The 23,959-nt window shown below is 66.0% G+C and carries 17 protein-coding genes; 12 read left to right on the top strand and 5 right to left on the bottom strand.

The features are described 5' to 3' along the window. Positions 1-89 precede the first annotated feature (89 nt). The 3 genes from A9X01_RS10425 to A9X01_RS10415 all read right to left on the bottom strand — a co-directional run bounded on the left by A9X01_RS10425 (position 90) and on the right by A9X01_RS10415 (position 3,493). Positions 90-1,574, bottom strand: a complete 1,485-nt coding sequence (locus tag A9X01_RS10425; protein WP_081282305.1) for a serine hydrolase domain-containing protein — start codon at positions 1,572-1,574, stop codon at positions 90-92. Further along, entirely contained in the window at positions 1,571-3,124 is a 1,554-nt protein-coding gene (locus tag A9X01_RS10420) for an alpha/beta hydrolase (RefSeq protein WP_065120687.1), read from the bottom strand. The genes A9X01_RS10425 and A9X01_RS10420 overlap by 4 nt, the downstream gene beginning before the upstream one ends. A gap of 84 nt (positions 3,125-3,208) precedes the next feature. Next, on the bottom strand, positions 3,209-3,493 hold the full coding sequence (locus A9X01_RS10415) for a 4a-hydroxytetrahydrobiopterin dehydratase (protein ID WP_065120686.1): 285 nt from the start codon (positions 3,491-3,493) through the stop codon (positions 3,209-3,211). A gap of 26 nt (positions 3,494-3,519) precedes the next feature. On the opposite strand from A9X01_RS10415, the gene A9X01_RS10410 reads away from it, so the two are divergent. The 9 genes from A9X01_RS10410 (at position 3,520) to A9X01_RS31305 (ending at position 19,138) form a co-directional block, all read left to right on the top strand. After that, positions 3,520-3,915 (top strand): (deoxy)nucleoside triphosphate pyrophosphohydrolase, encoded by a 396-nt coding sequence (locus tag A9X01_RS10410; protein WP_065120685.1) that lies wholly within the window; start codon positions 3,520-3,522, stop codon positions 3,913-3,915. Between the two features lie 111 nt (positions 3,916-4,026). Then, the gene (locus tag A9X01_RS10405) at positions 4,027-7,719 is read left to right on the top strand and encodes a nitrate reductase subunit alpha (RefSeq protein WP_065120689.1); all 3,693 of its coding nucleotides are present in this window, start codon (positions 4,027-4,029) and stop codon (positions 7,717-7,719) included. Between the two features lies 1 nt (position 7,720). After that, on the top strand, positions 7,721-9,310 hold the full coding sequence (gene narH / locus A9X01_RS10400; protein WP_065120684.1) for a nitrate reductase subunit beta: 1,590 nt from the start codon (positions 7,721-7,723) through the stop codon (positions 9,308-9,310). After that, complete coding sequence (gene narJ / locus A9X01_RS10395; RefSeq protein ID WP_065120683.1) at positions 9,307-9,957, top strand: nitrate reductase molybdenum cofactor assembly chaperone; 651 nt, start codon at positions 9,307-9,309, stop codon at positions 9,955-9,957. Before narH ends, narJ begins: the two co-directional genes overlap by 4 nt. Then, positions 9,954-10,685, top strand: a complete 732-nt coding sequence (gene narI, locus A9X01_RS10390; protein WP_065120682.1) for a respiratory nitrate reductase subunit gamma — start codon at positions 9,954-9,956, stop codon at positions 10,683-10,685. Before narJ ends, narI begins: the two co-directional genes overlap by 4 nt. A gap of 73 nt (positions 10,686-10,758) precedes the next feature. After that, positions 10,759-12,648 (top strand): translational GTPase TypA, encoded by a 1,890-nt coding sequence (typA, locus tag A9X01_RS10385; RefSeq protein WP_065120681.1) that lies wholly within the window; start codon positions 10,759-10,761, stop codon positions 12,646-12,648. Positions 12,649-12,671: 23 nt separating this feature from the next. Further along, positions 12,672-14,585 carry an ABC transporter family substrate-binding protein gene (locus A9X01_RS10380; RefSeq protein WP_065120680.1) on the top strand — a complete coding sequence of 638 codons (1,914 nt, stop codon included), beginning with the start codon at positions 12,672-12,674 and terminating at the stop codon, positions 14,583-14,585. Positions 14,586-14,786: 201 nt separating this feature from the next. Beyond that, positions 14,787-16,931, top strand: coding sequence for a PE family protein (locus tag A9X01_RS31850; protein ID WP_065120679.1), 2,145 nt, complete (start codon positions 14,787-14,789; stop codon positions 16,929-16,931). 248 nt (positions 16,932-17,179) lie between these two features. Beyond that, the gene (locus tag A9X01_RS31305) at positions 17,180-19,138 is read left to right on the top strand and encodes a PE family protein (protein ID WP_065120678.1); all 1,959 of its coding nucleotides are present in this window, start codon (positions 17,180-17,182) and stop codon (positions 19,136-19,138) included. Here A9X01_RS31305 and A9X01_RS10365 read toward each other — a convergent pair. Continuing rightward, a complete protein-coding gene (locus A9X01_RS10365; RefSeq protein ID WP_065120677.1) occupies positions 19,135-19,734 on the bottom strand; it encodes a TetR/AcrR family transcriptional regulator in 600 nt (199 codons plus the stop codon). The genes A9X01_RS31305 and A9X01_RS10365 overlap by 4 nt on opposite strands. An 85-nt stretch (positions 19,735-19,819) precedes the next feature. Between A9X01_RS10365 and mshB the strand changes: the two genes are divergently transcribed. Both mshB and A9X01_RS10355 read left to right on the top strand, forming a co-directional pair. Further along, positions 19,820-20,719, top strand: coding sequence for an N-acetyl-1-D-myo-inositol-2-amino-2-deoxy-alpha-D-glucopyranoside deacetylase (gene mshB / locus A9X01_RS10360; protein ID WP_065120676.1), 900 nt, complete (start codon positions 19,820-19,822; stop codon positions 20,717-20,719). A 92-nt stretch (positions 20,720-20,811) separates the two neighbouring features. Next, positions 20,812-21,285 (top strand): hypothetical protein, encoded by a 474-nt coding sequence (locus A9X01_RS10355; protein WP_065120675.1) that lies wholly within the window; start codon positions 20,812-20,814, stop codon positions 21,283-21,285. Here the strand turns inward: A9X01_RS10355 and A9X01_RS31845 are convergent. Continuing rightward, positions 21,282-22,154 carry a PE family protein gene (locus tag A9X01_RS31845; RefSeq protein ID WP_065120674.1) on the bottom strand — a complete coding sequence of 291 codons (873 nt, stop codon included), beginning with the start codon at positions 22,152-22,154 and terminating at the stop codon, positions 21,282-21,284. The two genes, A9X01_RS10355 and A9X01_RS31845, sit on opposite strands and share 4 nt — an antisense overlap. 271 nt (positions 22,155-22,425) lie before the next feature. Here A9X01_RS31845 and cofG point away from each other — a divergent pair. Beyond that, the coding region (gene cofG / locus A9X01_RS10345) for a 7,8-didemethyl-8-hydroxy-5-deazariboflavin synthase CofG (RefSeq protein ID WP_155772021.1) at positions 22,426-23,959 on the top strand (1,534 nt) is incomplete at its 3' end.

The following is a 23,959-nucleotide window of genomic DNA, read 5'->3' as shown; positions in this document are numbered from 1 at the left end:
CAGAGGTGTAAAAGACACAGCGTCACGCCAGCGTGGCACTCACCGTTGACCGTCACTCTGGCGTGACGCTCGGCGACGGTCGGCGAGCGTCAGACCGGGTATTCGCGCCGAAACAGCCGCCCGTGGCTGCGGAACCAGATGATGTTGCCCACCGGATCGCGGACGAAATTCGATCGGGTGCCCACCGGCTGGCCGTCCGGCCCCAGATCAAGCCCGTAGTCCGGCCGGTAGAACGCCAGACCCATCCGGCTGCGACCCGCCGTGGGGTCATCGGAGCCCATCGTGCCGTCCAGTTGGCCGTTGCCGGAACGGAATTCAATGATCACGCGCTCAAGCTCGCCGGACTCCGGAATCGACTCGGCGACATAGCGTCCCTGGTACGGCGCCAGGTCGCCAGCGCTGAGATGCTGGACGGTCGCGGGCAGGTTGGTGACGTTGGCGAAGCGGCGCAGCGCCCAGTCATCCGCGAAAAGGTCGACGGTGAGTTGCGCGCCGCCTTCGGAATTGGTCAGCAACGTCATCGCGAAGTCGCGGGCCGGCACCATGACGAACCCGGAGCGCTGGCCGCTCCACGTTCCGCCGTGCTGAACGATCAGCTTGTCCTCGGCCGACGGGCGCAGCATCCAGGCCACACCCATACCGGTCAGCTCGACCTGCAGTGTGCCGCCGGCGCCGGGATTGGCGCGCATCGACTCCAGCGCCTGCTCACTGAGCAGCCGGGTGCCGTTGGGTGCCGTTCCGTCGCCGAGGTGAAACCTGGCATAGCGCAACTGATCCCGCACACTGGATATCAGCCCTCCGGTGGGATTGCAGCTGCGCGGGAAGGCCCAAAAACCGTTGTCGACAACTGGTTTCCCGTCGACCACATTGTGCGGCGTCGCCACGCTCAAACCCGTCAACTGGTCGGAGAAGAAGTGAGTGTGGCCCAGTTGCAGGGGATCCAGCAGCAGGCTCTGTATTGCCGACTCGTAGGTCGTACCGGACACCACTTCGACGATCCGGCCCGCTACCGCCAATCCCGCGTTGTTGTAAGCGAATACCGCACCGGGCGGATTGAGCTGCGGAAGCCGCGTCAGTGAGGCGACGTACCGGGCCAGCGCGTCGTCGCCGATGCCGAAGTCCTGGACGTCGTCGCCCAGCCAGCCCGAGGTGTGGTTGAGCAGCTGGCGCACCGTCACCGCGGCGCTTACGTCGGGGTCGGCGACGGCGAAGTCGGGCAGATACCTGCGCACCGGGGCATCCAGTGAGACCTTGCCCGCATCCACCAGACGCATGATCGCGGTGCCGGTGAATGTCTTTGTGGTGGAGCCGATCCGGAAAACGGTATCACCGTCGACGGGAACGGGATGGTCGACATTGGTGACGCCGTAGCCCTTGATGTACTCCCGGCCACCGGTCCAGACTCCCACCGCGGCACCCGGTATCCCGTAGGCCTTCATCCCCGCGGTGATCTTGGCGTCGAGCTCGTCGAACAACGTCGGCTTGGCAGGTTGTGAGGAGCAGGACAGTGCCAGCGTCGCCGCTCCGGTCAGCGCGCCGCCCAGCAAGGCCCTACGGTCAAACGCCCCGGTCATGGTGGCGGCGGGTTGACCGCGTAGGTCGCCGGTTGGGTCGAGTTGATGCAGCTGGTGTCCGGTTGTTGCGGGTTGTCGAAGAACGACGCGATGACGGCGGCGCCGCAGCGGTCGGCGTAGATGCCGTGCGCGACTCCCGGGACGGTCACCGAGATGGCATGCCGAAGATGCTGGGCCACATACTGTCCGGACGCAGCGCCGGTTTGCCCGTCGTAGCTGCCGGACAGTGCCAGCGCCGGCATCGTGGCCTCGCTGATCCCGCGTACCCAGTCGGACGCCTTAGGGACGTTCCATGCCGCGCAGGCCTGCCGCAGGAACGGCAATTGCGGCGCCTGGGCGCGCACCGATTCGGGCAGCGCCGCAAAAGCTTGACGGGCCGCCCGACTCTGGTCCTCGGCGGAGTCGAACGGCACCCACTCGCTACACCAGATGCTCAACGTCAGGCCCCAGCCCATCACCCCAACCTTGGCGGGGTTCACCCAAGCCATGGCCCATTGCTTGGCGATCCGCGTGGGGTTGCCGTGCGCGAGTTCGTCTATCGCGGCAGGCATTTCGGCCGGGAAGTGGGTCGCCAGCGGAACGAACCAGTTCAGCAGGGCGCCACCGTCGAGCACGATCTTCGTGTCGCCGACGCCTTGGACGTTGACCGTGGTGGTGACCGGATGGGCCTCGAGTTCGTTGACCAGCCGCACGACCGTGTCGCCCAGGTTCGGATAACGCGCCTGACAGTCCGGTTGGACGGTGCAGGCACTCATCATGTTGTCGAACGCTTCGCGCGCACTGCCCCAGGTCCAGCTTGGGCTCGCGATCGACGGCGGCGTCATTCCGTCGAGCACCAGCGAGCGGATGGCGGGTGCGTCCAGCCGTGAATAGATCAGCGCAAGGTCGGTGCCGTAGGAGTGGGAGAACAGATTCCACTGCTTGAGGTGCAACGCGTTGCGCAGATCTATCAGGTCGTAGGCGCTCTCGGTGGAGTTGAACGCGCCTAGGTCCGCCCCGCCGGCCAGCCGGTCATGGCAGGTCTTCGCCGCTCGGACGTACTCATCGCCGGTGCTGGACGCGTCATACACCAGGCCCGCTCGCCGGGCGAAGAACTGGTCGATTTCCGGACAGGTCAGCGCGGGCTGTGACGAGTGATTGCCGCGCTGCGCGAGCAGTATCAGGTCCCGGTTGCGGTTGAGGCCGACGTCCTGCGCGATCGGGGGATCCATGAGCACGTCCTCACCCGGGCCGCCGGTGATGAACAGGATCGGGTCGGCGGTCGGGGGTTGTGTCTCCGACGGAATGACGGCGACGGCCAGCCGTAATGTCCGCCCGCCCGGTTTGGTTCGATTTTCGGGGACGGTCAGGGTGGCGCAGTGAGCCCTGGCCAGCTCCGGCGCGGCGTTCGCGGGGCAGTTGCCCGGCTCGTAGCCCGCGGGTGGGTGGGCCACCGTGGTCGGCGGCCCCGATTGAGTGCTGCCGCCGGATGTGTCCGGATGCGAGCAGGCCACGCCCGCAGCTGCGAGTGCGATGGCGAGGGCCAACCGCAACGAGCCATGGAGCGTCATCGCGGATCACCCTATATTCGCGAACCTACCCTGGTTGCCGTTTTTGGCCCGCGATTTCGCGTTGTGTTTGGGCGCGCGGCCCGCTCAGCTGCCGATGATCCCGTTGATGTCGCGGGCCATATCGATGTCCTTTTGGGTGATGCCATTTTCTGAATGAGTGACCAGCACGAAAGTCACTGTCCGCCAGCGGATATCGATATCCGGATGGTGGTCCTTGGCCTCGGCGTTTTCACCCACCCGGCGTACGGCATCGATTCCGGCCAGAAATTCCGGAAATTTCACCGACCGTCGCAATGCTCCATCGACACGTTCCCAGCCGTCGAGCTCGGGCAGTGCGGCGTCTACTTGCTCATCCGTTAACACAGCCATGTTTCGACCGTATACCGTCACTGGCCATGCCGACCCAGATCGTCGTCGCCGGAGCGATCATCCGCGACAACACGGTCCTGGTGGCACAGCGCGCTCGTCCGCCGGAACTGGCGGGCCGCTGGGAGCTGCCCGGCGGCAAGGTCGCCGACGGGGAAACCGAACCGGCCGCGCTGGCGCGTGAGCTCGTCGAAGAACTCGGCCTGCGGGCGGGTGACGTAGTGGTGTACGAACGCCTGGGTTGTGACGTCGCCTTGAGCGCCTCCATGACCCTGCGGGCCTACCGGGTCCGGCTGCTCACGGGCGAGCCGCGCGCCGACGACCACCGCGCGTTGCGCTGGGTGACCGCGGCCGAACTCAGCGACGTCGATTGGGTGCCGGCGGATCGCGCCTGGCTTGCCGACCTGACGCGCGCGCTGTCCTGACACGTTTCCACAGTCCGTGTACAGCTAACTTCCAGGGCGGCTGAAGGTTGCCGACGTCAACTGTTGAAAAGGGCAACCCATACCCGATGCGCTGATGAGGAGGAGGTCGTCCTGTCTGTGACCCCGCATGTCGGTGGACACCTCGAGGAACTGTTGGCACGCAGCGCTCGCTTCTTCACGCCTGGCGAAGTATCGGCCGACCTGCGGACCGTGTCCCGGCGCGGCGGTCGCGAGGGCGACGTCTTCTACCGCGACCGATGGAGTCACGACAAGGTCGTGCGATCCACCCACGGCGTCAACTGCACGGGATCGTGCTCGTGGAAGATCTACGTCAAGGACGGGATCATCACCTGGGAAACCCAGCAAACCGACTACCCTTCGGTGGGCCCGGACCGCCCCGAGTACGAGCCACGGGGTTGCCCGCGGGGTGCCTCCTTTTCCTGGTACAGCTATGCGCCCACCCGGGTCCGCTACCCCTACGCCCGCGGCGTGCTGGTGGAGATGTACCGCGAAGCCAAGGCCCGCCTGGGTGACCCGGTGCTGGCCTGGGCCGACATCCAGGCCGATCCCCAGCGACGGCGCCGCTACCAGCAGGCCCGCGGCAAAGGCGGACTGATCCGGGTGAGCTGGGTCGAGGCGACCGAGATGATCGCGGCGGCCCATGTGCACACCATCAAGACCTACGGCCCGGACCGGGTCGCCGGCTTCACCCCGATCCCGGCCATGTCGATGGTCAGCCACGCCGCAGGCTCGCGGTTCATCGAGCTGATCGGCGGCGTGATGACGTCGTTCTACGACTGGTATGCCGACCTGCCCGTGGCCTCGCCCCAGGTGTTCGGCGATCAGACGGACGTGCCGGAATCCGGAGACTGGTGGGACGCTTCGTATCTGGTGATGTGGGGCTCCAACGTCCCGATCACCCGCACCCCCGATGCGCACTGGATGGCCGAGGTGCGCTACCGGGGCACCAAGGTCGTGGTCGTCAGTCCCGACTACGCCGACAACACCAAGTTCGCCGACGAGTGGGTGCGATGTGCCGCGGGCACCGACACCGCACTGGCCATGGCGATGGGTCATGTGATCCTCTCGGAATGCTATGTACGCAAACAGGTTCCGTTCTTCACCGACTATGTGCGCCGCTACACCGACCTGCCCTTCCTGATCAAGCTGGAAGCCCGGGGCGGACGACTGGTACCGGGAAAGTTCCTGACCGCGGCCGACATCGGCGAGGAAGTCGAGAATTCGGCCTTCAAACCCGCAGTCCTGGATCAGGTCACCGACTCTGTCGTGATTCCGCAGGGTTCCCTGGGGTTCCGGTTCGGCGAGGACGGGGTGGGGAAGTGGAACCTCGATCTCGGTGCGGTGATCCCGGCGTTGAGCGTCGAAAACAAAGACGGGAGCGCCAAACTCGTCAGCCTGCCCCACTTTGACACCGTCGACGGCCACGGGCAGACCGTGTCGCGCGGTGTGCCGGTGCGCCGGGTCGGCAACCATCTGGTGTGCACGGTGTTCGACCTGATGCTGGCCAACTACGGGGTTGGGCGCCCGGGACTGCCTGGCGACTGGGCGACCGGCTACGACGACGCCACACAACCGAACACGCCCGCCTGGCAGGAGCCGATCACCGGAGTGCCGGCCGCGCAGGCCGTTCGCGTTGCCAGGGAATTCGCCCGCAACGCAAAGGAATCCGGCGGCCGGTCCATGGTGATCATGGGCGGCGGAATCTGCCACTGGTTCCATAGCGACGTGATGTACCGGTCGGTGCTGGCGTTGTTGATGTTGACCGGTTCGATGGGACGCAACGGCGGCGGTTGGGCGCACTACGTCGGTCAGGAGAAGGTCCGTCCGCTGACCGGGTGGCAGACCATGGCCAACGCCACGGACTGGGCGCGCCCGCCGCGACAGGTGCCGGGCGCGTCGTACTGGTATGCCCACACCGACCAATGGCGCTACGACGGCTACGGCGCGGACAAGCTGACCAGCCCGCTGGGCCGCGGCAGGTTCGCCGGCAAGCACACGATGGACCTGCTCGCCTCGGCCGCGGCGATGGGCTGGAGCCCGTTCTATCCGCAGTTCGACCGGTCCAGCCTCGATGTCGCCGACGAGGCGAAGGCCGACGGCCGCGATGTCGGCGAGTATGTGGCCGAGCAGCTGGCCGAGCGCAAGCTCAAGCTCTCGGTCACCGACCCGGACAACCCGGTCAACTGGCCTCGGGTGTTGACGGTGTGGCGGGCAAACCTGATCGGCTCCTCGGGCAAGGGTGGCGAATACTTTCTGCGGCACCTGCTGGGCACCGACTCCAACGTGCAGGCCGAACCCGCCACCGACGGTGTGAAGCCGCGGGACGTGGTGTGGGATAACGATATTCCCGAGGGCAAGCTCGACCTGATGATGTCGATCGACTTCCGTATGACGTCGACCACGCTGGTCTCCGATGTGGTGCTGCCGGCGGCGACGTGGTACGAGAAGGCCGACCTGTCCAGCACCGACATGCACCCGTACGTGCACGCGTTCAGCCCGGCGATCGACCCGCCGTGGGAAACGCGTTCGGACTTCGACGCATTCGCCGCTATCGCGCGCACCTTCAGCATGCTGGCCCGCCGCCACCTGGGCACGCGCGCGGACGTGGTGCTGACCGCGCTGCAACATGACACCCCCGACGAGATGGCCTGTCCCGATGGGACCGAACGCGATTGGTTGCACACCGGCGAAGTCCCGGTCCCGGGCCGGACGATGAGCAAGCTGAGCGTCGTGGAGCGCGACTACACCGCGATCTACGACAAATGGTTGACCCTGGGACCCCTGATCGACAAGTTCGGCGTGACCGTCAAGGGCTACACGGTTCACCCGTTCCGGGAGATCAGCGAACTGGCAAGCAAATTCGGCGTGATGAACTCCGGAGCCGGTGCCGGGCGACCGGCGATCACCACCGCCCAGCGGATGGCCGACACCATCCTGGCCCTGTCGGGAACCTGCAACGGCCGGCTGGCCGTCGAAGGTTTCCTCGAGCTGGAAAAACGCACCGGCCAACGGTTGGTGCAACTGGCCGAGGGAAGCGAAGAGAAACGGATCACTTACGCCGACACGCAGGCGCGGCCGGTCCCGGTGATCACCAGCCCGGAATGGTCGGGCAGCGAGACCGGTGGCCGTCGCTACGCCCCCTTCACCATCAACATCGAGCACCTCAAGCCGTTTCACACCCTGACCGGCCGGATGCACTTCTACCTGGCGCATGACTGGATCGAGGAACTCGGCGAACAACTGCCGGTATACCGGCCGCCGCTGGACATGGCGCGGCTGTTCGATCAACCGCAGCTCGGCCCATCCCCGGACGGTTCGGGCGGAATCGGGCTCACCGTGCGGTATCTGACGCCGCATTCCAAGTGGTCGTTCCATTCGACCTACCAGGACAACCTTTACATGCTGTCGCTGTCGCGGGGCGGCCCGACCATGTGGATGAGTCCGGGGGATGCTGCCAAAATCGGTGTGCGCGACAATGATTGGGTCGAAGCGGTGAACGCCAACGGCATCTACGTGTGCCGGGCCATCGTCTCGCACCGGATGCCCGACGGGGTGGTGTTCGTTTACCACGTGCAGGAGCGCACCGTCGACACGCCGCGCACCGAAACCAACAACAAGCGCGGCGGCAACCACAACGCCCTGACCCGGGTGCGAATCAAGCCCAGTCATTTGGCGGGTGGCTACGGGCAGCACTCGTTCGCGTTCAACTATCTCGGTCCCACCGGGAACCAGCGTGACGAGGTGACCGTGGTGCGGCGCCGCAGCCAGGAGGTCAGGTACTGACATGAAGGTCATGGCGCAAATGGCGATGGTGATGAACCTCGACAAATGCATTGGCTGCCATACCTGCTCGGTGACATGCAAGCAGGCATGGACCAATCGCTCGGGCACCGAGTACGTATGGTTCAACAACGTCGAAACCCGTCCCGGCGTGGGTTATCCACGTGGCTATGAGGATCAGAACCGGTGGCGCGGCGGATGGGTCCGGGACAACAAGGGACGCCTGCGATTGCGGGATGGCGGGCGGTTGTCGAAGTTGTTGCGGATTTTCGCCAACCCCAATCTGCCCACCATCTCGGATTACTACGAGCCGTGGACCTACGACTACGAAAATCTGACCCAGGCACCGGCCGGAGACACCTTCCCGACGGCCGCACCGCGCAGCCAGCTCACCGGCGAGCCGATGAAGGTGTCCTGGGGTTCGAACTGGGACGACAACCTCGCCGGCTCAACGGAAATCGTGCCCGGCGACCCGATCCTGAAGAAGATCAGCGAAGAGGTGCGGCTGAAGCTCGAAGAGACCTTCATGTTCTACCTCCCGCGGATCTGCGAACACTGCCTCAATCCGTCCTGCGTCGCCTCCTGCCCGTCGGGTGCGATGTACAAACGCAGCGAGGACGGCATTGTGCTGGTGGACCAGGACCGTTGCCGTGGCTGGCGGATGTGCGTTTCCGGATGCCCCTACAAGAAGGTGTATTTCAACCACCAGACCGGCAAAGCCGAGAAGTGCACCATGTGCTACCCCCGCATCGAGGTCGGCCTGCCCACCGTGTGTTCGGAAACCTGCGTGGGACGGCTGCGCTATCTGGGGTTGGTGCTCTACGACGTGGACCGGGTGCTCGAAGCCGCCTCGGTGGAGAAGGACACCGATCTCTACGAGGCGCAGCGGCGGATCATCCTGGATCCGCGTGACCCCGAGGTGATCGCCGGTGCCCGGGCGCAAGGCATTTCGGAGGAATGGATCGAGGCCGCGCAGCGCTCACCGGTCTACGCGCTGATCAACACCTACCGGGTAGCGCTTCCGCTGCACCCGGAATACCGCACCATGCCGATGGTTTGGTACATCCCACCGTTGTCGCCGGTGGTCGACGCGGTCAGCCACGACGGGCACGACGGCGAGGATCTGGGCAACCTGTTCGGCGCCCTGGAAGCGCTGCGCATCCCACTGCAGTACCTGGCCGAGCTGTTCACCGCGGGCGACACCGACGTCGTCGCCGGGGTGTTGCGGCGGTTGGCCGCGATGCGCTCCTATATGCGCGACATCAACCTGGGCCGGGACACCCAGCCGCACATCCCGCACGCCGTCGGGATGACCGAGGAGCAGATCTATGAGATGTACCGGTTGCTGGCGATCGCCAAATATGAAGAGCGCTATGTCATTCCGACCGCATACTCAGCGGACTTGCCCGGCGCCTCAGGCGGTGAAATGGGCTGCTCGCTGTCATTCGACGGCGGGCCGGGCATGTACGAATCCGGCCCCACGCCGGTGTCGGTGGAGACGTTCCACGCGGTAAAGCGGCGGCAGACAAATTTGCTGAACTGGGACGGCGCCGGCAGGCCCGCCGACCTGTTCCCGATGCGGGCGAACCGATGAAGCTGTTGTCGCGCGGGAAGCAACACGCCCACCTCGTACAGGATCGCGGGGTGTGGCAGGCGGCCTCGTTGCTGCTGGCCTATCCCGATGAGGGTTTCACCCGGCGCCTGCAGCTCGTCGACGAACTGTCGGGCCACCTCGGTGGCCGGGCGCAGCACCTGCTCAGCCAAACCGTGGCCGGCTTGCGCCAGTATGAAACGCTCGATGCCGCAATGCATTACGTCGAGACCTTCGACTTGCGGCGACGCGCCACCATGTATTTGACGTACTGGACCGCCGGCGACACCCGCAACCGCGGACGCGAGATGCTGAACTTCGCCAGTACGTACCGGGATGCGGGCGTCGAGCCGCCGGCCAAGGAGTCACCCGACTATCTGCCCGTCGTGCTGGAATTCGCCGCCACCGTCGACCCACAGGCCGGGCACCGGTTGCTGGCCGCGCATCGGACCTCGATCGACGTGCTGCAAAAGGCGTTGACCGATGCCGGATCGCCTTACCAGTACGCAGTGGCGGCCGTATGCGAGACGCTGCCGGCGGCCGGCGACCCGGACCGCGCGCAGCGGCTTACCGAATCCGGCCCGCCCGCGGAAGCGGTTGGCCTGCAACCGTTCACCCTGACCGTTCCACCCCGACGAGGCTCGGCATGAACCTACTGCAAATCTTTTGGGACGACGCGCCTTACGTCGTGCTGGCGATCGTGATCGTCGGCACCTGGTGGCGGTACCGCTACGACAAGTTCGGCTGGACAACCCGCTCATCCCAGCTCTACGAGTCACGGTTGCTTTCGATCGGCAGTCCGCTGTTCCACTTCGGCAGTCTCGCGGTGATCATGGGCCATATCAGCGGTCTGTTCATTCCGGAGTCCTGGACCAGGGCGATCGGGATGAGCGATCACCTCTATCACCTGCAAGCGCTGATGCTCGGCCTGCCAGCGGGTTTCGCGACCCTGCTGGGCATCGGGTTGCTCGTCTACCGGCGGCGCACCCGCGGACCGGTCCGGCTGGCGACCACGCGCAACGACAAGTTGATGTACGTGGCGCTGGCGTGTGCGCTGGTGGCCGGTTTGAGTTGCACGCTGATGGGCGCCACGCACTTCGGCGAACTACACGACTATCGGCAGAAGGTGTCGGTCTGGTTCCGGTCGATCTGGATCCTGGACCCGCGCGGGGACCTGATGGCGCACGCGGCGGTGTACTACCAGATTCACGTGCTGATCGCGTTGCTGCTCTTTGCGCTGTGGCCGTTCACCCGCCTGGTGCACGCCTTCAGCGCGCCGGTGGCCTACCTGTTCCGGCCCTACATCGTCTATCGCAGCCGCGATGTGGCCGATAAACACCAATTGGTCGGTTCAGCGCCGCGCCGGCGCGGGTGGTGATGGCGGCGCGCTCAATAGCCTCCTGAGCTGCTCAGTTCGCCATTGACGGGCCTGCGCTGAAACAATCACCGACGTGCCATTTCGTAATGTCGCCATCGTCGCCCACGTCGACCATGGCAAAACCACCCTGGTCGATGCGATGCTGCGGCAGTCCGGCGCCCTGACCCACCGCGGCGACGACACCCAGGAACGCATCATGGACAGCGGTGATCTCGAAAAGGAAAAGGGCATCACCATCCTGGCCAAGAACACCGCCGTGCACCGCCACAACCCGGATGGAACGGTCACAGTGATCAACGTGATCGACACCCCGGGTCACGCGGACTTCGGGGGCGAGGTGGAGCGCGGCCTGTCCATGGTGGACGGCGTCCTGCTGCTGGTCGACGCGTCCGAGGGCCCGCTGCCGCAGACGCGGTTCGTGCTGCGCAAGGCGCTGCAGGCGCATCTGCCGGTGATCCTCGTCGTAAACAAGACCGACCGACCGGACGCCCGCATCGAGGAGGTCGTGGAGGCCAGTCACGACCTGCTGCTCGACGTCGCCTCCGACCTCGACGAGGAAGCGGCCGCGGCCGCCGAGCACGCGCTGGGGCTGCCGACGCTCTACGCGTCCGGGCGCGCCGGCATCGCAAGCACCGAACAACCGGCGGACGGCCAGGCGCCCGCCGGTGACAACCTCGACCCGCTGTTCGACGTGCTGATGGAGCACATCCCACCGCCCTCGGGCGATCCGGAGGCTCCGCTGCAGGCGCTGGTCACCAACCTCGATGCCTCACCATTCTTAGGCCGGCTCGCGCTGATCCGCATCTACAACGGCAAGCTGCGCAAGGGCCAGCAGGTGGCGTGGATGCGCGAGGTGGATGGGCTGCCCGTCATCACCAGCGCCAAGATCACCGAGTTGCTGGCCACCGAGGGCGTCGAACGCAGCCCCACCGACGAGGCGGTCGCCGGAGATATTGTCGCCGTCGCCGGATTGCCCGAGATCATGATCGGCGACACGCTGGCCGATCCGGACCACGCCCATGCGTTGCCGCGCATCACCGTCGACGAACCCGCCATCTCGGTGACGGTCGGCACCAACACCTCGCCGCTGGCCGGCAAGGTGTCCGGCCACAAGCTGACCGCGCGGATGGTGCGCAGCCGACTGGACACCGAGCTGATCGGCAACGTGTCGATTCGGGTGGTCGACATCGGGCGCCCCGATGCGTGGGAGGTGCAGGGCCGCGGTGAGCTGGCGCTGGCCGTGCTGGTCGAACAGATGCGCCGCGAGGGGTTCGAGCTCACCGTCGGCAAGCCGCAGGTGGTGACCCGCACCATCGACGGAAAGCTGCACGAACCGTTCGAGGCGATGACGATCGACTGCCCCGAGGAGTTCGTCGGCGCGATCACTCAGCTGATGGCCGGCCGCAAGGGCCGGATGGAAGAGATGACCAACCACGCCGCCGGCTGGGTCCGGATGGACTTCATCGTGCCCAGCCGCGGCCTGATCGGCTTCCGCACCGACTTCCTCACCCTCACCCGCGGCACCGGCATCGCCAACGCCGTGTTCGACGGCTACCGGCCTTGGGCCGGTGAGATCCGCGCCCGGCACACCGGCTCGCTGGTGTCGGACCGTTCCGGCGTCATCACCCCGTTCGCGCTGCTGCAACTCGCCGATCGTGGCCAGTTCTTCGTCGAGCCCGGTCAGGACACCTATGAGGGCATGGTCGTCGGCATCAACCCGCGTCCGGAGGACCTGGATATCAACGTCACCCGGGAGAAGAAGCTGACCAACATGCGGTCGTCGACCGCCGATGTGATGGAAACGCTGGCCAAACCGCTCGAGCTCGACCTGGAGCGGGCCATGGAGTTCTGCGCGCCCGACGAATGCGTCGAGGTCACCCCGGAGATCGTGCGGGTCCGCAAGGTCGAATTGGATGCCACCTTGCGCGCCCGCGCGAAGGCTCGGGCGAAGGCCCGCGGGTAGGCCGGGTGGGCCTCGCTACCCTGATGGGCGTGTTGCACCGGGCCCGGCACGTTCTGTTAGCGGTCGGCGCCCTCGTCGCGGTCATCGGACTGGCGCTGTCGGGCTGCACGGTGAGTCCACCGCCGGCGCCGCAGAGCACCGACACACCGCACAGCACGCCGCCGCCACCGCAGCGTCCCACGCAGATCATCATGGGCATCGACTCGATCGGTGCCGGATTCAATCCCCACCTGTTGTCGGACCTGTCAGCGGTGAATGCGGCGATCGCCGCGCTGGTGCTGCCGAGCGCGTTCCGGCCCGTCCCCGATCCGAGTGCGTCGACAGGTTCGCGTTGGGAGATGGATTCGACGCTGCTGGTCTCGGCCGACGTCACGAACGAGAACCCGTTCACCGTCACTTATAAGATCCGCCCGGAAGCGCAGTGGACCGACAACGCCCCGATCGGCGCCGACGACTTCTGGTACCTGTGGCAGCAGATGGCCACCCAGCCCGGCGTTGTGGACCCGGCCGGCTACGACCTGATCACCGCGGTGCAGTCGCTGGATGGTGGCAAGCAGGCCGTCGTCACTTTCAGCCAGCCGTACCCGGCGTGGCGGGAACTGTTCAACAATCTGCTGCCGGCGCACATAGTTAAAGATGTATCCGGCGGATTTTCGGCCGGGCTGGCGCGTGCGCTGCCGGTGACCGGCGGACAGTTCCGGGTGGAGAACATCGATCCCCAGCGCGACGAGATCCTGATCGCCCGCAACGACCGGTTCTGGGGGCCGCCCGCGAAACCCGGGCTGATCCAGTTCCGCCGGGCCGGTGCGCCGGCCGCGCTGGCCGATTCGGTGCGCAACGGCGACACTCAGGTGGCCCAGGTGCACGGCGGTTCGGCCGCCTTCGCTCAGCTCTCGGCCATCCCCGACGTGCGGACGGCCCGCATCGTCACACCACGCGTCATGCAGTTGACGCTGCGTGCCAACGAGCCGAAGCTGTCCGACAGTCAGGTCCGCAAGGCGATCCTGGGGCTGCTGGATGTCGACCTGCTCGCCGCCGTGGGGGCCGGGAGCGACAACACCGTCACCCTGGACCAAGCGCAGATCCGGTCACCCAGCGATCCCGGCTATGTGCCCACCGCGCCGCCGGCGATGAGCCGGACGGCTGCGCTCGGGCTGCTGGAAGCGTCCGGGTTCCAGATCGAGAGCAGCAACACGGTGACCCCGACTCCCGGCACAAGTTCGACGACTACGCCGGTCAGCACCACGCCTACCGGGGAAGTGGTCCATGGCCAGATCAGCAAGGACGGCAAGCAGCTGACACTGGTCATCGGGGTAGCTGCCAACGATCCGACCTCGGTGGCGGTGGCCAACACCGCCGCCGACCAGTTGCGCAACGTCGGCATCGCCGCCAGCGTGCTGGCCCTGGACCCGGTGACGCTCTACCGCGACGCCTTGAAGAACCACCAAGTGGACGCGCTGGTGGGCTGGCATCAGGCCGGCGGGAACCTGGCCACCTCGCTGGCATCCCGATTCGGCTGCCCCGCGTTGCAGGCAACCGAGATCCCCAACCCGAGCGCCTCGCCGACCGCGCAGGCATCGACCACCGCGACGGCCGGTAGCACCCCCCAGGCCGAACCGGGCACCACCGTGCCCCCGACGACTCCCAGTCGGCCGCCGGAACCCGGCGCGTTGGTGAAAGCGCCGTCGAACCTGACCGGGATCTGCGATCGCAGCATCCAATCAAACATCGACGCGGCGCTCAACGGGACCAAGAACATCAGCGACGTCATCACCGCGGTGGAGCCGCGGCTGTGGAACATGTCGACGGTCTTGCCCATCCTGCAAGACACCACAATCGTGGCTGCCGGCCCCAGCGTGCAGAACGTCAGCCTGACCGGCGCCGTCCCGGTCGGCATCGTCGCGGACGCCAGCCAGTGGGTGAAAACCGGTCCATAAAACGCAAAATCCCTGTGTGGCAACCCATCTAGTCGCCAGGTAGCGCACTGCCCTACGGCCTCGTTCGGCTCGTGACAAATTGTTATCAAAATTGCGTTTGGAAATCGCACGCGCGGGCAACCCCGGCGATACGCTCGGGCAGGGGGCACCTGATCGGGCACAGGGGAAGCCAGCATTCATTGGTGCGGTTAGGGGTCCGAAATGTCGTTTGTCTTTGTCGAGCCGCAAATAATGGCGGCATTCGCAGCGAATCTGTCCAACATCGGTTCGGCGCTCACCGCCGCCAATGCGACAGCCGCTGCGTCAACCACTGGCGTGCTTGCTGCGGCCGCCGACGAAGTCTCGCAGGGAATAGCCGCGCTGTTCTCCGAGAACGCGGCGGGCTATCAGCAGATAAGCGCCCAGGTGGCGGCGTCGTACGAGCGGTTCGTCCAGGCGGTGACGTCGGGCGCGAACGCCTATGCGGCAGCCGAACTCGGCACCGCGCAAGCCCTGGTGAATGGGCTGGCCGCGCCGACCCTCTCGCTCGAGGGTTTCGCCGAGTTGTATGGCGGCTTCACCGCGAACCTGGTCAATGCTGAGTTGTCGTTCAACCAGGCGTTGGTCGGTGGCGAAGTGGCGTTGCGGCAGGCCATCTTCGGCAGCGGCAATGCGCTATCTGCCGCGGTGGATTCCGGCCTGAACGTCGCCAACTCGTTCATCGAGGCGGGCCAAACGGCCATCAATACCCTTCTTGGAGCACAGGTTCCGGCGAACTTCGCCTCGAGCCTCGCGGTGGACAGCTCGCTGGACGCAAACCTCGGACTGGGCGGCCTGACCGGTTCCTTCAACGCGGCGTTGAACGGCTTTGGCGCCCAACTGAACGCGGCCCTCTCAGGCAACCTGAGTGCCGCGCTGCCGGATCTGGCCGTTCTGGTGCAGGCCGGTAACTCGTTGGGGGCCAACATCAATGCGGGCCTGAACAGTCTTGTGCAGACCGGCGGCGCGCTGGCGAACAACTTCATCTCCAACATCAACGCGCTCACCCAGACCGGCGGGTCGCTGTCGGCCATCTTCGGAGGTGATCTGTCGAGCCTGGGTGCCCAGCTCAACGGCGCGCTGAATGCCGCCCTGTCCGGGAACCTCAACCTCGGGCTGCCGGACCTGCCCGCACTGGGTGCCACGCTGGTGGCTGACTTCAACTCCGCGGTCGCGGGATTCGGGATCAACCTCCCGGCCCTGAACGCCAGCCTGAACACGGCGCTGAACGGATTGCTTGCGGGTGACCTCGACCTCGGTCTGGTGCTGCCGCCGCTGCCCACCTTCGAGTCGGTGACCGCGAATCTGACTGCCGGATTGAACAATTTGGCAACCAGTTTCAACCTGAGCCTGCCCGCACTGGCGGCCAACATAAACGGTGCGCTTGGGCCCCTGGGTGCACAATTCAACGCAGCTCTCACCGGTGCGTTGAGCGGCGACACGGCCGGGCTCAGCGCCCTGGTCAACGGTCTCGCAACGCTTCCGACGACCGGAATCGCTGGCTTGGAGCAGATTCAGAGCGGCATCCTGGCCAATCTGGTCGTCAACGAACTAGCGTTCAACGCCTCCCTGGTCGCCAACGAGCAGGCCCTTGTGTCGGCATTGCTCGGACCCGGTGCTCTGCTCGGGCCGGTGGGGTATGCGTTCAACGCCGGCAACCTCTTCTTGGGTACCGGCGAGCAATTGCTCAACGCGGTGGTCGGTGCGCCGGGGGTGGACCTGACCGGCAGCCTGCTGTTCAACCCCGCGCTGACGCTGGGCGGTGGCTTCACGCCCGTCGGCGGGTTGACCGGTGTTGTGCAGCAACTGTTGTCGCTCAACGCGGCCCTGGGCGGCGCGCCCGGCCTGGACGCGGCGTTGATGACCCAACTCGGCCTGACGCCGGCCGCCCTGGAGGCCTTGGCCAATGCACAGTTGGCTTTCAACGCCAACCTGGTCGCCAACGAGCAGGCGCTGCAACTGTCCATCTTCGGCACCGGCGGCGCCCTCAACGGTGCGCTCAACAACGCCTTCAACGGGTTGAACCTGGCCTTCGTGGGTCTGCCCCAGACGGTCATCAACGCTCTGATCGGCGTTCCCGCCACGGACGTGACCGGCAGTCTGCTGGTCAGCGCCACCGGAGACGTCTTCGGCGGCGTCACGGCCGGCGGCCTGTTGGGCGCCCTGGAACAGAAGTTCCTGTTCGACGGCGCGGTGCTGAGCAACCTCTTCACGCCGATCCAGGTGGTACTGAACGGCGACCTGCCGGGTGTGCTGGCCAACATCAACGCCGTCCTGACCGGACAGGTCACCGTGGGTGGCAACGTAGAGGCAGACCTCGGCGACTAGAACAAGAGTCGAAGTACGAGTATTTCTCGATCGGCCCGTCACCTTGCCGAGGTGACGGGCCGATCGCATTCCGACAGTCTGCGAAGTACAGGTCTTAGGGACGCAACGCCTGTCAAATTGATTCAACTCCGACTATAAAAATCCACATAAAACCCACACATCGCACGGCCGCCATGGCTAGCCTCGGCACATCGTCGAAACCGGCGGCCACATAGCAGGTCGCCGCTCGCTGGGGAGGAAGCACTGCGATGTCTTTTTTGAACACGGTTCCGGAGTTGGTGTCGGCGGCAGCCGCGGATCTGGCCGGCATCGGTTCGAGCATCGGGGCGGCGGGCGACTCGATTGCCGCCGCGACGACGGCGTTGCTGCCGGCAGGCGCCGACGAGATATCGGCTGCCGTGGCGGGACTGTTCGGCTCCCACGGACAGGAATATCAGCGGCTCAGCGCCCAGATCACGCGTTTCCACGAACAGTTCGTGCAGTCCATCAGAGCAGGCGTTAACGCCTACGCCGGCGCCGAGGCGATCAACCTCACCTCTTTACAGGGTCTTGCCAGCGCGGCGACAGCGAGTCCGTTCCAGCAGTTGGAGCAGATGCAGATCAACTTCAACACCAATCTGGTGGCCAACGAGCTGGCGTTCAACCAAAAGCTCGTTGCCAGCGAGGTGGCCTTCGAACGGCAGCTCTTCGGTACCGAGAGTGCGTTCAATGGCGCATTGAACCGCAGTTTCAATGTGGGCAATCTGTTGTTGGGTACCGGTGAGCAGGCGGTGAATCTGTTCTTCGGTGCGCCGGTGCCGTCGAACTTCATCTCGAGTCTGCTGCTGGGTACTGGGCAGCAGACGTTCAACGGCGGCCAGATCGGTGGTCTGGTAGGGGCGTTCGATCAGGCCCTGATGGTTCCGACCGATTTGATTGGTCTGATCGCAGGTGACACGGGACCGACAGCGGCGGCGGGTCTGTCGGCGTTGGGGGTCGCGGCGCCGCTGACGCCGTTCCAGCAGTTGGAGCAGATGCAGATCGCTTTCAACACCAATTTGGTGGCCAATCAACTGGCGTTCAACCAGTCGTTGCTCGCCAACGAAGTGGCCTTTGAACGGCAGCTATTCGGTACCGATAGCGCGTTCAATGGTGCGTTGAACCGTAGCTTCAACGCCGCGAACCTGTTGTTGGGTAGCGGTCAGCAGGCGGTGGACTTGTTCTTCGGTGCGCCGGTGCCGGCGAACTTCATCTCGAGTCTGTTGCTGGGTTCCGGGCAGCAGGTGTTCAACGGTGGCCAGATCGGTGGTCTGGTAGGTGCTTTCGATCAGGCTTTGATGGTTCCGACCGATTTGATTGGTCTGATCGCAGGTGACACGGGACCGACGGCGGCGGCGGGTCTGTCGGCGTTGGGGGTCGCGGCGCCGCTGACGCCGTTCCAGCAGTTGGAGCAGATGCAGATCGCTTTCAACACCAATTTGGTGGCCAATCAACTGGCGTTCAACCAGTCGTTGCTCGCCAACGAAGTGGCCTTTGAACGGCAGCTATTCGGTACCGATAGCGCGTTCAATGGTGCGTTGAACCGTAGCTTCAACGCCGCGAACCTGTTGTTGGGTAGCGGTCAGCAGGCGGTGGACTTGTTCTTCGGTGCGCCGGTGCCGGCGAACTTTACGTCGAGTCTGTTGCTGGGTTCCGGGCAGCAGGTGTTCAACGGTGGCCAGATCGGTGGTCTGGTAGGTGCTTTCGATCAGGCTTTGATGGTTCCGACCAATTTGATTGGTCTGCTCGCAGGTGACACGGGACCGACGGCGGCGGCGGGTCTGTCGGCGTTGGGGGTCGCGGCGCCGCTGACACCGTTCCAGCAGCTGGAGCAGATGCAGATCGCTTTCAACACCAACCTGGTGTCCAATCAACTGGCGTTCAACCAGGCATTGGTGGCCAACGAGGTGCGTTGGGAGCAGCAGGTTTTCGGTACCGATAGCGCCCTCAACGGCACCTTGAACCGTAGCTTCAACACCGTGAACTTGTTGTTGGGTACCGGTCAGCAGGCGGTGGATCTGTTCTTCGGTGCGCCGGTGCCGCCGAACTTCACCTCGAGCCTGCTGCTGGGTACCGGGCAGCAGACGTTCAACGGTGGCCAGATCGGCGGCCTGGTAGGTGCTTTCGATCAGGCTCTGATGGCGGGCGCCGACTTCGTCGGCTTGTTCACCGAACCGTTCACCGGTTAATCCACTGGCGCTCTCGGCGGTATCACCGTGTCGACGACGAGCGCCAATTCGCGCCGGGTAGGCGGTGTTCCGGTCAGCATGAAGTGCTGATTGATCAACGCCGGCCCGATCCGGGAGGTCAGCGGCGTCAGCGACTCGGCGTCGATATCCCCGTCCCGCACAGCGCTATTGAGGATCGATTCGATGATCTTCAACCGGGGGCAGACCACGGCGTCGGCGAAGATCGCCCGCAACTCGGGCTCGTGCAGCAGCTGGCTGATGATCTCCAGGCCGGGGAAATCGGTCTTTCCTGCCAGCACATCACGGTGAGCGGTGAACACCGAAAGCAGGTTCTCCCGCGCCGACCGGCCGGCGCGCGGCTCCGGCAGCGGCGGGACGGTGTGCGTCATGGCGGCCTGGACGAGATCGTGCTTGCTGGTCCAACGCCGGTAAAGGGCGGCCTTGCCGGTGTGGGCCCGCGCCGCGATGCCTTCCATCGTCAGACCGCCGTACCCGACTGAGGTCAACTCGGCCAAAGTCGCCGCGTAAAGTGCACGTTCAAGTACTTCCCCGCGCCGGCGTCTCCGGCTGGCGGTCGTTTGGGTCGCCTGCGCCATCAGTCGATAGTAGCCGCAAGCGTTCCTATTATTCGCTGAAGCTGGCTTTTGCTGTCGCTGGGACCGCGGCGGGTAGGGTTCGTCCATGCCTGAGACACCGCGGCTGTTGTTCGTGCATGCGCATCCCGACGACGAAAGTCTGGCCAACGGCGCCACCATTGCCCACTACACCGCACGTGGCGCGCAGGTCCAGGTCGTCACGTGCACCCTCGGCGAGGAGGGTGAAGTAATCGGCGAACGATGGGCCCAACTCGCCGTCGACCACGCGGATCAGTTGGGGGGCTACCGGATCGGCGAGCTCAGTCGGGCATTGCATGCCCTCGGTGTCCGGGAGCCCGTCTATCTGGGCGGCGCGGGGCGATGGCGGGATTCCGGCATGGCCGGCACCGAGCCGCGTAGCCGGCGCCGGTTCGTCGACGCCGACGAGCGGGAGGCCGTCGGAGCGCTGGTGGCGCTGATCCGCGAGCTGCGCCCGCATGTGGTGGTCACCTACGACCCCGATGGGGGTTACGGCCATCCCGACCACATCCACACGCACGTCGTCACCACCGCCGCCGTGGCCGCCGCCGCAGGCGACGACTACCCGGGCGAGCCGTGGTCGGTGCCGAAGTTCTATTGGACGGTCTTGTCGCGGGATGCCATGGTTGCCGGCGTTGAGGCTCTGGTGCCTGAGGATCTGCGGCCGGAATGGGTGGTGCCACCGGCGGAAATGATCCCGTTCACCTACCCGAGCGAGCGGATCAGTGCCGTCATCGAAGCTGACGCCGACGCGCATGCCGCCAAAGTTGCCGCACTCGCCGCGCATGCCACGCAACTCATCGTCGGTGCCACCGGACGTGCCGCCGCCCTGTCCAACAACCTGGCGCTGCCGATCCTGGCCGAGGAGCATTACATTCTCGTCGCCGGCGAGCCGGGGCCACGGGATGCGCGGGGCTGGGAAACGGATCTGTTGGCCGGTCTGGGCATCGCTGGTGGGGACACGTAAACTGCCAAACAGGCAGCCACGGAAGGAATTCGCATGGACCCGGACTTGGACCCTAACCTGCAGCACTGGCAGGACCGCCTCGACAGTCTGCAGTGGGTGCTCGGTTCGATCGCGTCCCAGATCGACAGCGTCCCAACCTGACAGACACCACGTCGCGCGCCGCCCCTATTGAGGAGACGGGCGCAACGGATCCTGCTATCCGATTTGTCGTTCTAGCGCTGTTGGCCGTCGACGGGGTTCTGTCGGCTCTGGCCGGAGCGCTGTTGCTGCCCATTTATATCGGCTCGGTTCCCTTCCCGGTGAGCGCGTTGCTCAGTGGTCTGCTGAACGCCGCGCTGGTGTGGGCCGCGAGCCGCTGGACCACCTCGACCAGACTGGCCGCGTTGCCATTGTGGACGTGGTTGCTGACGGTCGCCGTGCTGAGCCTTGGCGGGCCCGGCGGCGACGTGGTCCTCGGCGGCCAGGGAGTGATGGCTTACGCGGCGCTGTTGTTGATCGTGCTGGGCGTCGCGCCGCCGGTGTGGGTGCTGTTCCGCCGCAACACGCGTACGGCAGGGCCGCGCTAGACGATTGGGAAGAATGGCGGAAGAGGGGGCAGCGGCGGGAAGAAGCTCAAGAACCAGTAGATCTCGGTGTTGATGAACTGGTTGACCGAAGCCGTGGTGACCGCCCAGAAGTTGCTCAGTCCCTGTTGGAAGGTGACCGTTCCAGCCAGGAAGTCCAGCGTGTTGAACAGGCCGCTCTGGAACATCGGCTCGAAGAGGTAATAGAGGAAGTTGATCTGCGGGGCCAGGATGCCGACGTATGGCAGCCAGCCTGCAAGGTACGCGGCAAGGTTGAAGCCGTATTCCACATAGGGCTGGATCCCGAGGTAGAACTCTTCGATCGCGGTGGCCCACGACACGGGTATCACTGCGGCGGGGGCAGCCTCGGCCGCAGACCCCAACAGCGCGCTCGAAGCGGCCAGCGGAGCGCCGGTCGGCTGCAGCCCCAGCAAGCTGCGGAAGCTGCTGCCCACACCCTGGAGCGCGCCCTGGACCTGCGCGGCGGCCTTGGCTGCCGCGGTGCCCACCGAGCCCACGGCCTCGCCTATCAACGGCTGACCGAGCAGCTGCGCCGTCGGGGCGCCCACCGCATTGGCCAGCGTCTGCGCCGCGCCGCGCTCGGCGGCGGCGTAGGAGCTCGCGCCGGCTCCCAGTACCTGCACGAACTTGTCGTGGAACGCGGCCACCTGGGCGCTGATCTGCTGGTAGCCCTGTGCGTGCGAAGAGAACAGCGCCGCGACCTCGGCCGATACCTGATCGGCGGCCGCTGCGACCAGCTTCGTGGTGGGCAGCGCAGCGGCGGCATTGGCGGAGTTGATCTCCGTACCGATGCCGGCGATGTTGGAGGCGGCCGTTGCCAGCGCCTCCGGCGTCGCCTGCAGAAACGACATTCCACCGGTCCTTGCTCGTTTTCAAAACTGTTCGACGAACGGATCGTATCGCGATCGCGGGCGAATTTTGCCGGAGTCGACGGAATGGCTCGCCGGATTTGCCGACACTGGTCAGTCGTGTGCCGACCCGGGTCTGCCGCTACCCTTGCGCGTATGGCACCCGGGACGCCCAGGTTTTCACTTGGTGGGACGCGCGGATGAAATTCGAGCGCGGGGAAGTTACACCAACGTGCCGGTGACACCCGAGCCGACGGCTCTGCCCAATCCCGTCATGCCCGCTGCGGCCCCGAGTGGGTCGGCGTTGCGACGCGTGCTGCGCCGGGCCCGCGACGGCGTGGCGCTGAATATCGATGAGGCCGCTATCGCGATGGCCGCGCGCGGCGACGACCTGGCCGACCTGTGCGCGAGCGCGGCGCGGGTGCGGGACGCGGGCCTCGAGTCGGCGGGGCGACGCGGCCCGGGTGGTCGATTGCCGATCAGCTACTCGCGCAAGGTCTTCCTGCCGATCACCCATTTGTGCCGGGACAATTGCCACTACTGCACTTTCGTCACCGTCCCGGGCCGGTTGCGGGCCCAGGGCATGGGCATGTACATGGAGCCCGACGAGATCCTCGACGTGGCCCGCCGTGGAGCCGAGTTGGGTTGCAAGGAAGCGTTGTTCACGCTGGGCGACCGGCCGGAGGACCGCTGGCCGGAAGCGCGCCAGTGGCTGGGCGAACGGGGTTATGACTCCACCCTGGCCTACGTGCGAGCCATGGCGATCCGGGTGCTGGAGGAAACCGGCCTGCTGCCGCACCTGAACCCCGGTGTGATGACCTGGTCGGAGATGTCACGGCTCAAGCCGGTGGCGCCCTCGATGGGCATGATGCTCGAGACGACGTCGCGACGGCTGTTCGAGACCAAAGGGCTGGCACACTACGGCAGCCCCGACAAGGACCCGGCGGTGCGGCTGCGCGCCCTGACCGAGGCCGGCCGCTTGTCCATCCCGTTCACCACCGGGCTGCTGGTGGGCATCGGCGAGACACTCGCGGAACGGGCCGACACGTTGCATGCGATACGCAAGTCGCACAAGGAGTTCGGGCACATCCAGGAAGTGATCGTGCAGAATTTCCGGGCCAAGGAACACACCGCGATGGCCGCCACGCCCGACGCCGGAATCGAGGACTACCTGGCTACCGTGGCGGTTGCCCGGCTGGTGCTGGGTCCCGGCATGCGCATCCAGGCGCCGCCGAACCTGGTCTCCCGCGACGAATGTCTGGCCCTGGTGGCCGCCGGGGTGGACGACTGGGGCGGCGTCTCCCCGTTGACGCCCGACCACGTCAACCCCGAGCGGCCCTGGCCCGCCCTGGACGACCTGGCAGCCGTCACCGCCGAAGCCGGTTATGACCTGGTGCAACGGCTCACCGCGCAGCCGAAGTACGTGCAGGCGGGTGCGGCGTGGATCGATCCGCGGGTGCGCGGGCACGTTGTCGCGCTGGCCGATCCGGCCACCGGGTTCGCCCGCGACGTCAACCCGGTGGGCGCGCCGTGGCAAGAGCCGGACGAGGTGGCCTCCAGCGGCCGGGTGGACCTGAACGCCGCGATCGACACCGAGGGCCGCAACAGCGAAACCCGCAGCGACCTCGACAGTGCCTTCGGCGACTGGGAATCGATCCGGTCGCGGGTGCACGAGCTGGCCGCCCAAGGTGCGAAAGCGCCGGAACGCCTGGACACCGACGTGCTCGCGGCGTTGCGCGCGGCCGAGCGCGATCCCGGCGGCGGGGGCGCCGCGGGGGGTCTGGGGCGGGGCCCCCCCGCGGGGCCCG

The organism is Mycobacterium asiaticum, from assembly GCF_001668675.1.
GTDB classification, from domain to species: domain Bacteria; phylum Actinomycetota; class Actinomycetes; order Mycobacteriales; family Mycobacteriaceae; genus Mycobacterium; species Mycobacterium asiaticum_D.
The sequence above is the reverse complement of the archived record's forward strand: the minus strand, read 5'-3'. Positions and strand labels throughout refer to the sequence as shown.

Coding starts and splice junctions, on each gene's coding strand:
- A9X01_RS10425 (WP_081282305.1), bottom strand. CDS start 1,574: ATGACCGGGGCGTTTGACCGTAGGGCCTTGCTGGGCGGCGCGCTGACC.
- A9X01_RS10420 (WP_065120687.1), bottom strand. CDS start 3,124: ATGACGCTCCATGGCTCGTTGCGGTTGGCCCTCGCCATCGCACTCGCA.
- A9X01_RS10415 (WP_065120686.1), bottom strand. CDS start 3,493: ATGGCTGTGTTAACGGATGAGCAAGTAGACGCCGCACTGCCCGAGCTC.
- A9X01_RS10410 (WP_065120685.1), top strand. CDS start 3,520: ATGCCGACCCAGATCGTCGTCGCCGGAGCGATCATCCGCGACAACACG.
- narH (WP_065120684.1), top strand. CDS start 7,721: ATGAAGGTCATGGCGCAAATGGCGATGGTGATGAACCTCGACAAATGC.
- narJ (WP_065120683.1), top strand. CDS start 9,307: ATGAAGCTGTTGTCGCGCGGGAAGCAACACGCCCACCTCGTACAGGAT.
- narI (WP_065120682.1), top strand. CDS start 9,954: ATGAACCTACTGCAAATCTTTTGGGACGACGCGCCTTACGTCGTGCTG.
- A9X01_RS10380 (WP_065120680.1), top strand. CDS start 12,672: ATGGGCGTGTTGCACCGGGCCCGGCACGTTCTGTTAGCGGTCGGCGCC.
- A9X01_RS31850 (WP_065120679.1), top strand. CDS start 14,787: ATGTCGTTTGTCTTTGTCGAGCCGCAAATAATGGCGGCATTCGCAGCG.
- A9X01_RS31305 (WP_065120678.1), top strand. CDS start 17,180: ATGTCTTTTTTGAACACGGTTCCGGAGTTGGTGTCGGCGGCAGCCGCG.
- A9X01_RS10365 (WP_065120677.1), bottom strand. CDS start 19,734: ATGGCGCAGGCGACCCAAACGACCGCCAGCCGGAGACGCCGGCGCGGG.
- mshB (WP_065120676.1), top strand. CDS start 19,820: ATGCCTGAGACACCGCGGCTGTTGTTCGTGCATGCGCATCCCGACGAC.
- A9X01_RS31845 (WP_065120674.1), bottom strand. CDS start 22,154: ATGTCGTTTCTGCAGGCGACGCCGGAGGCGCTGGCAACGGCCGCCTCC.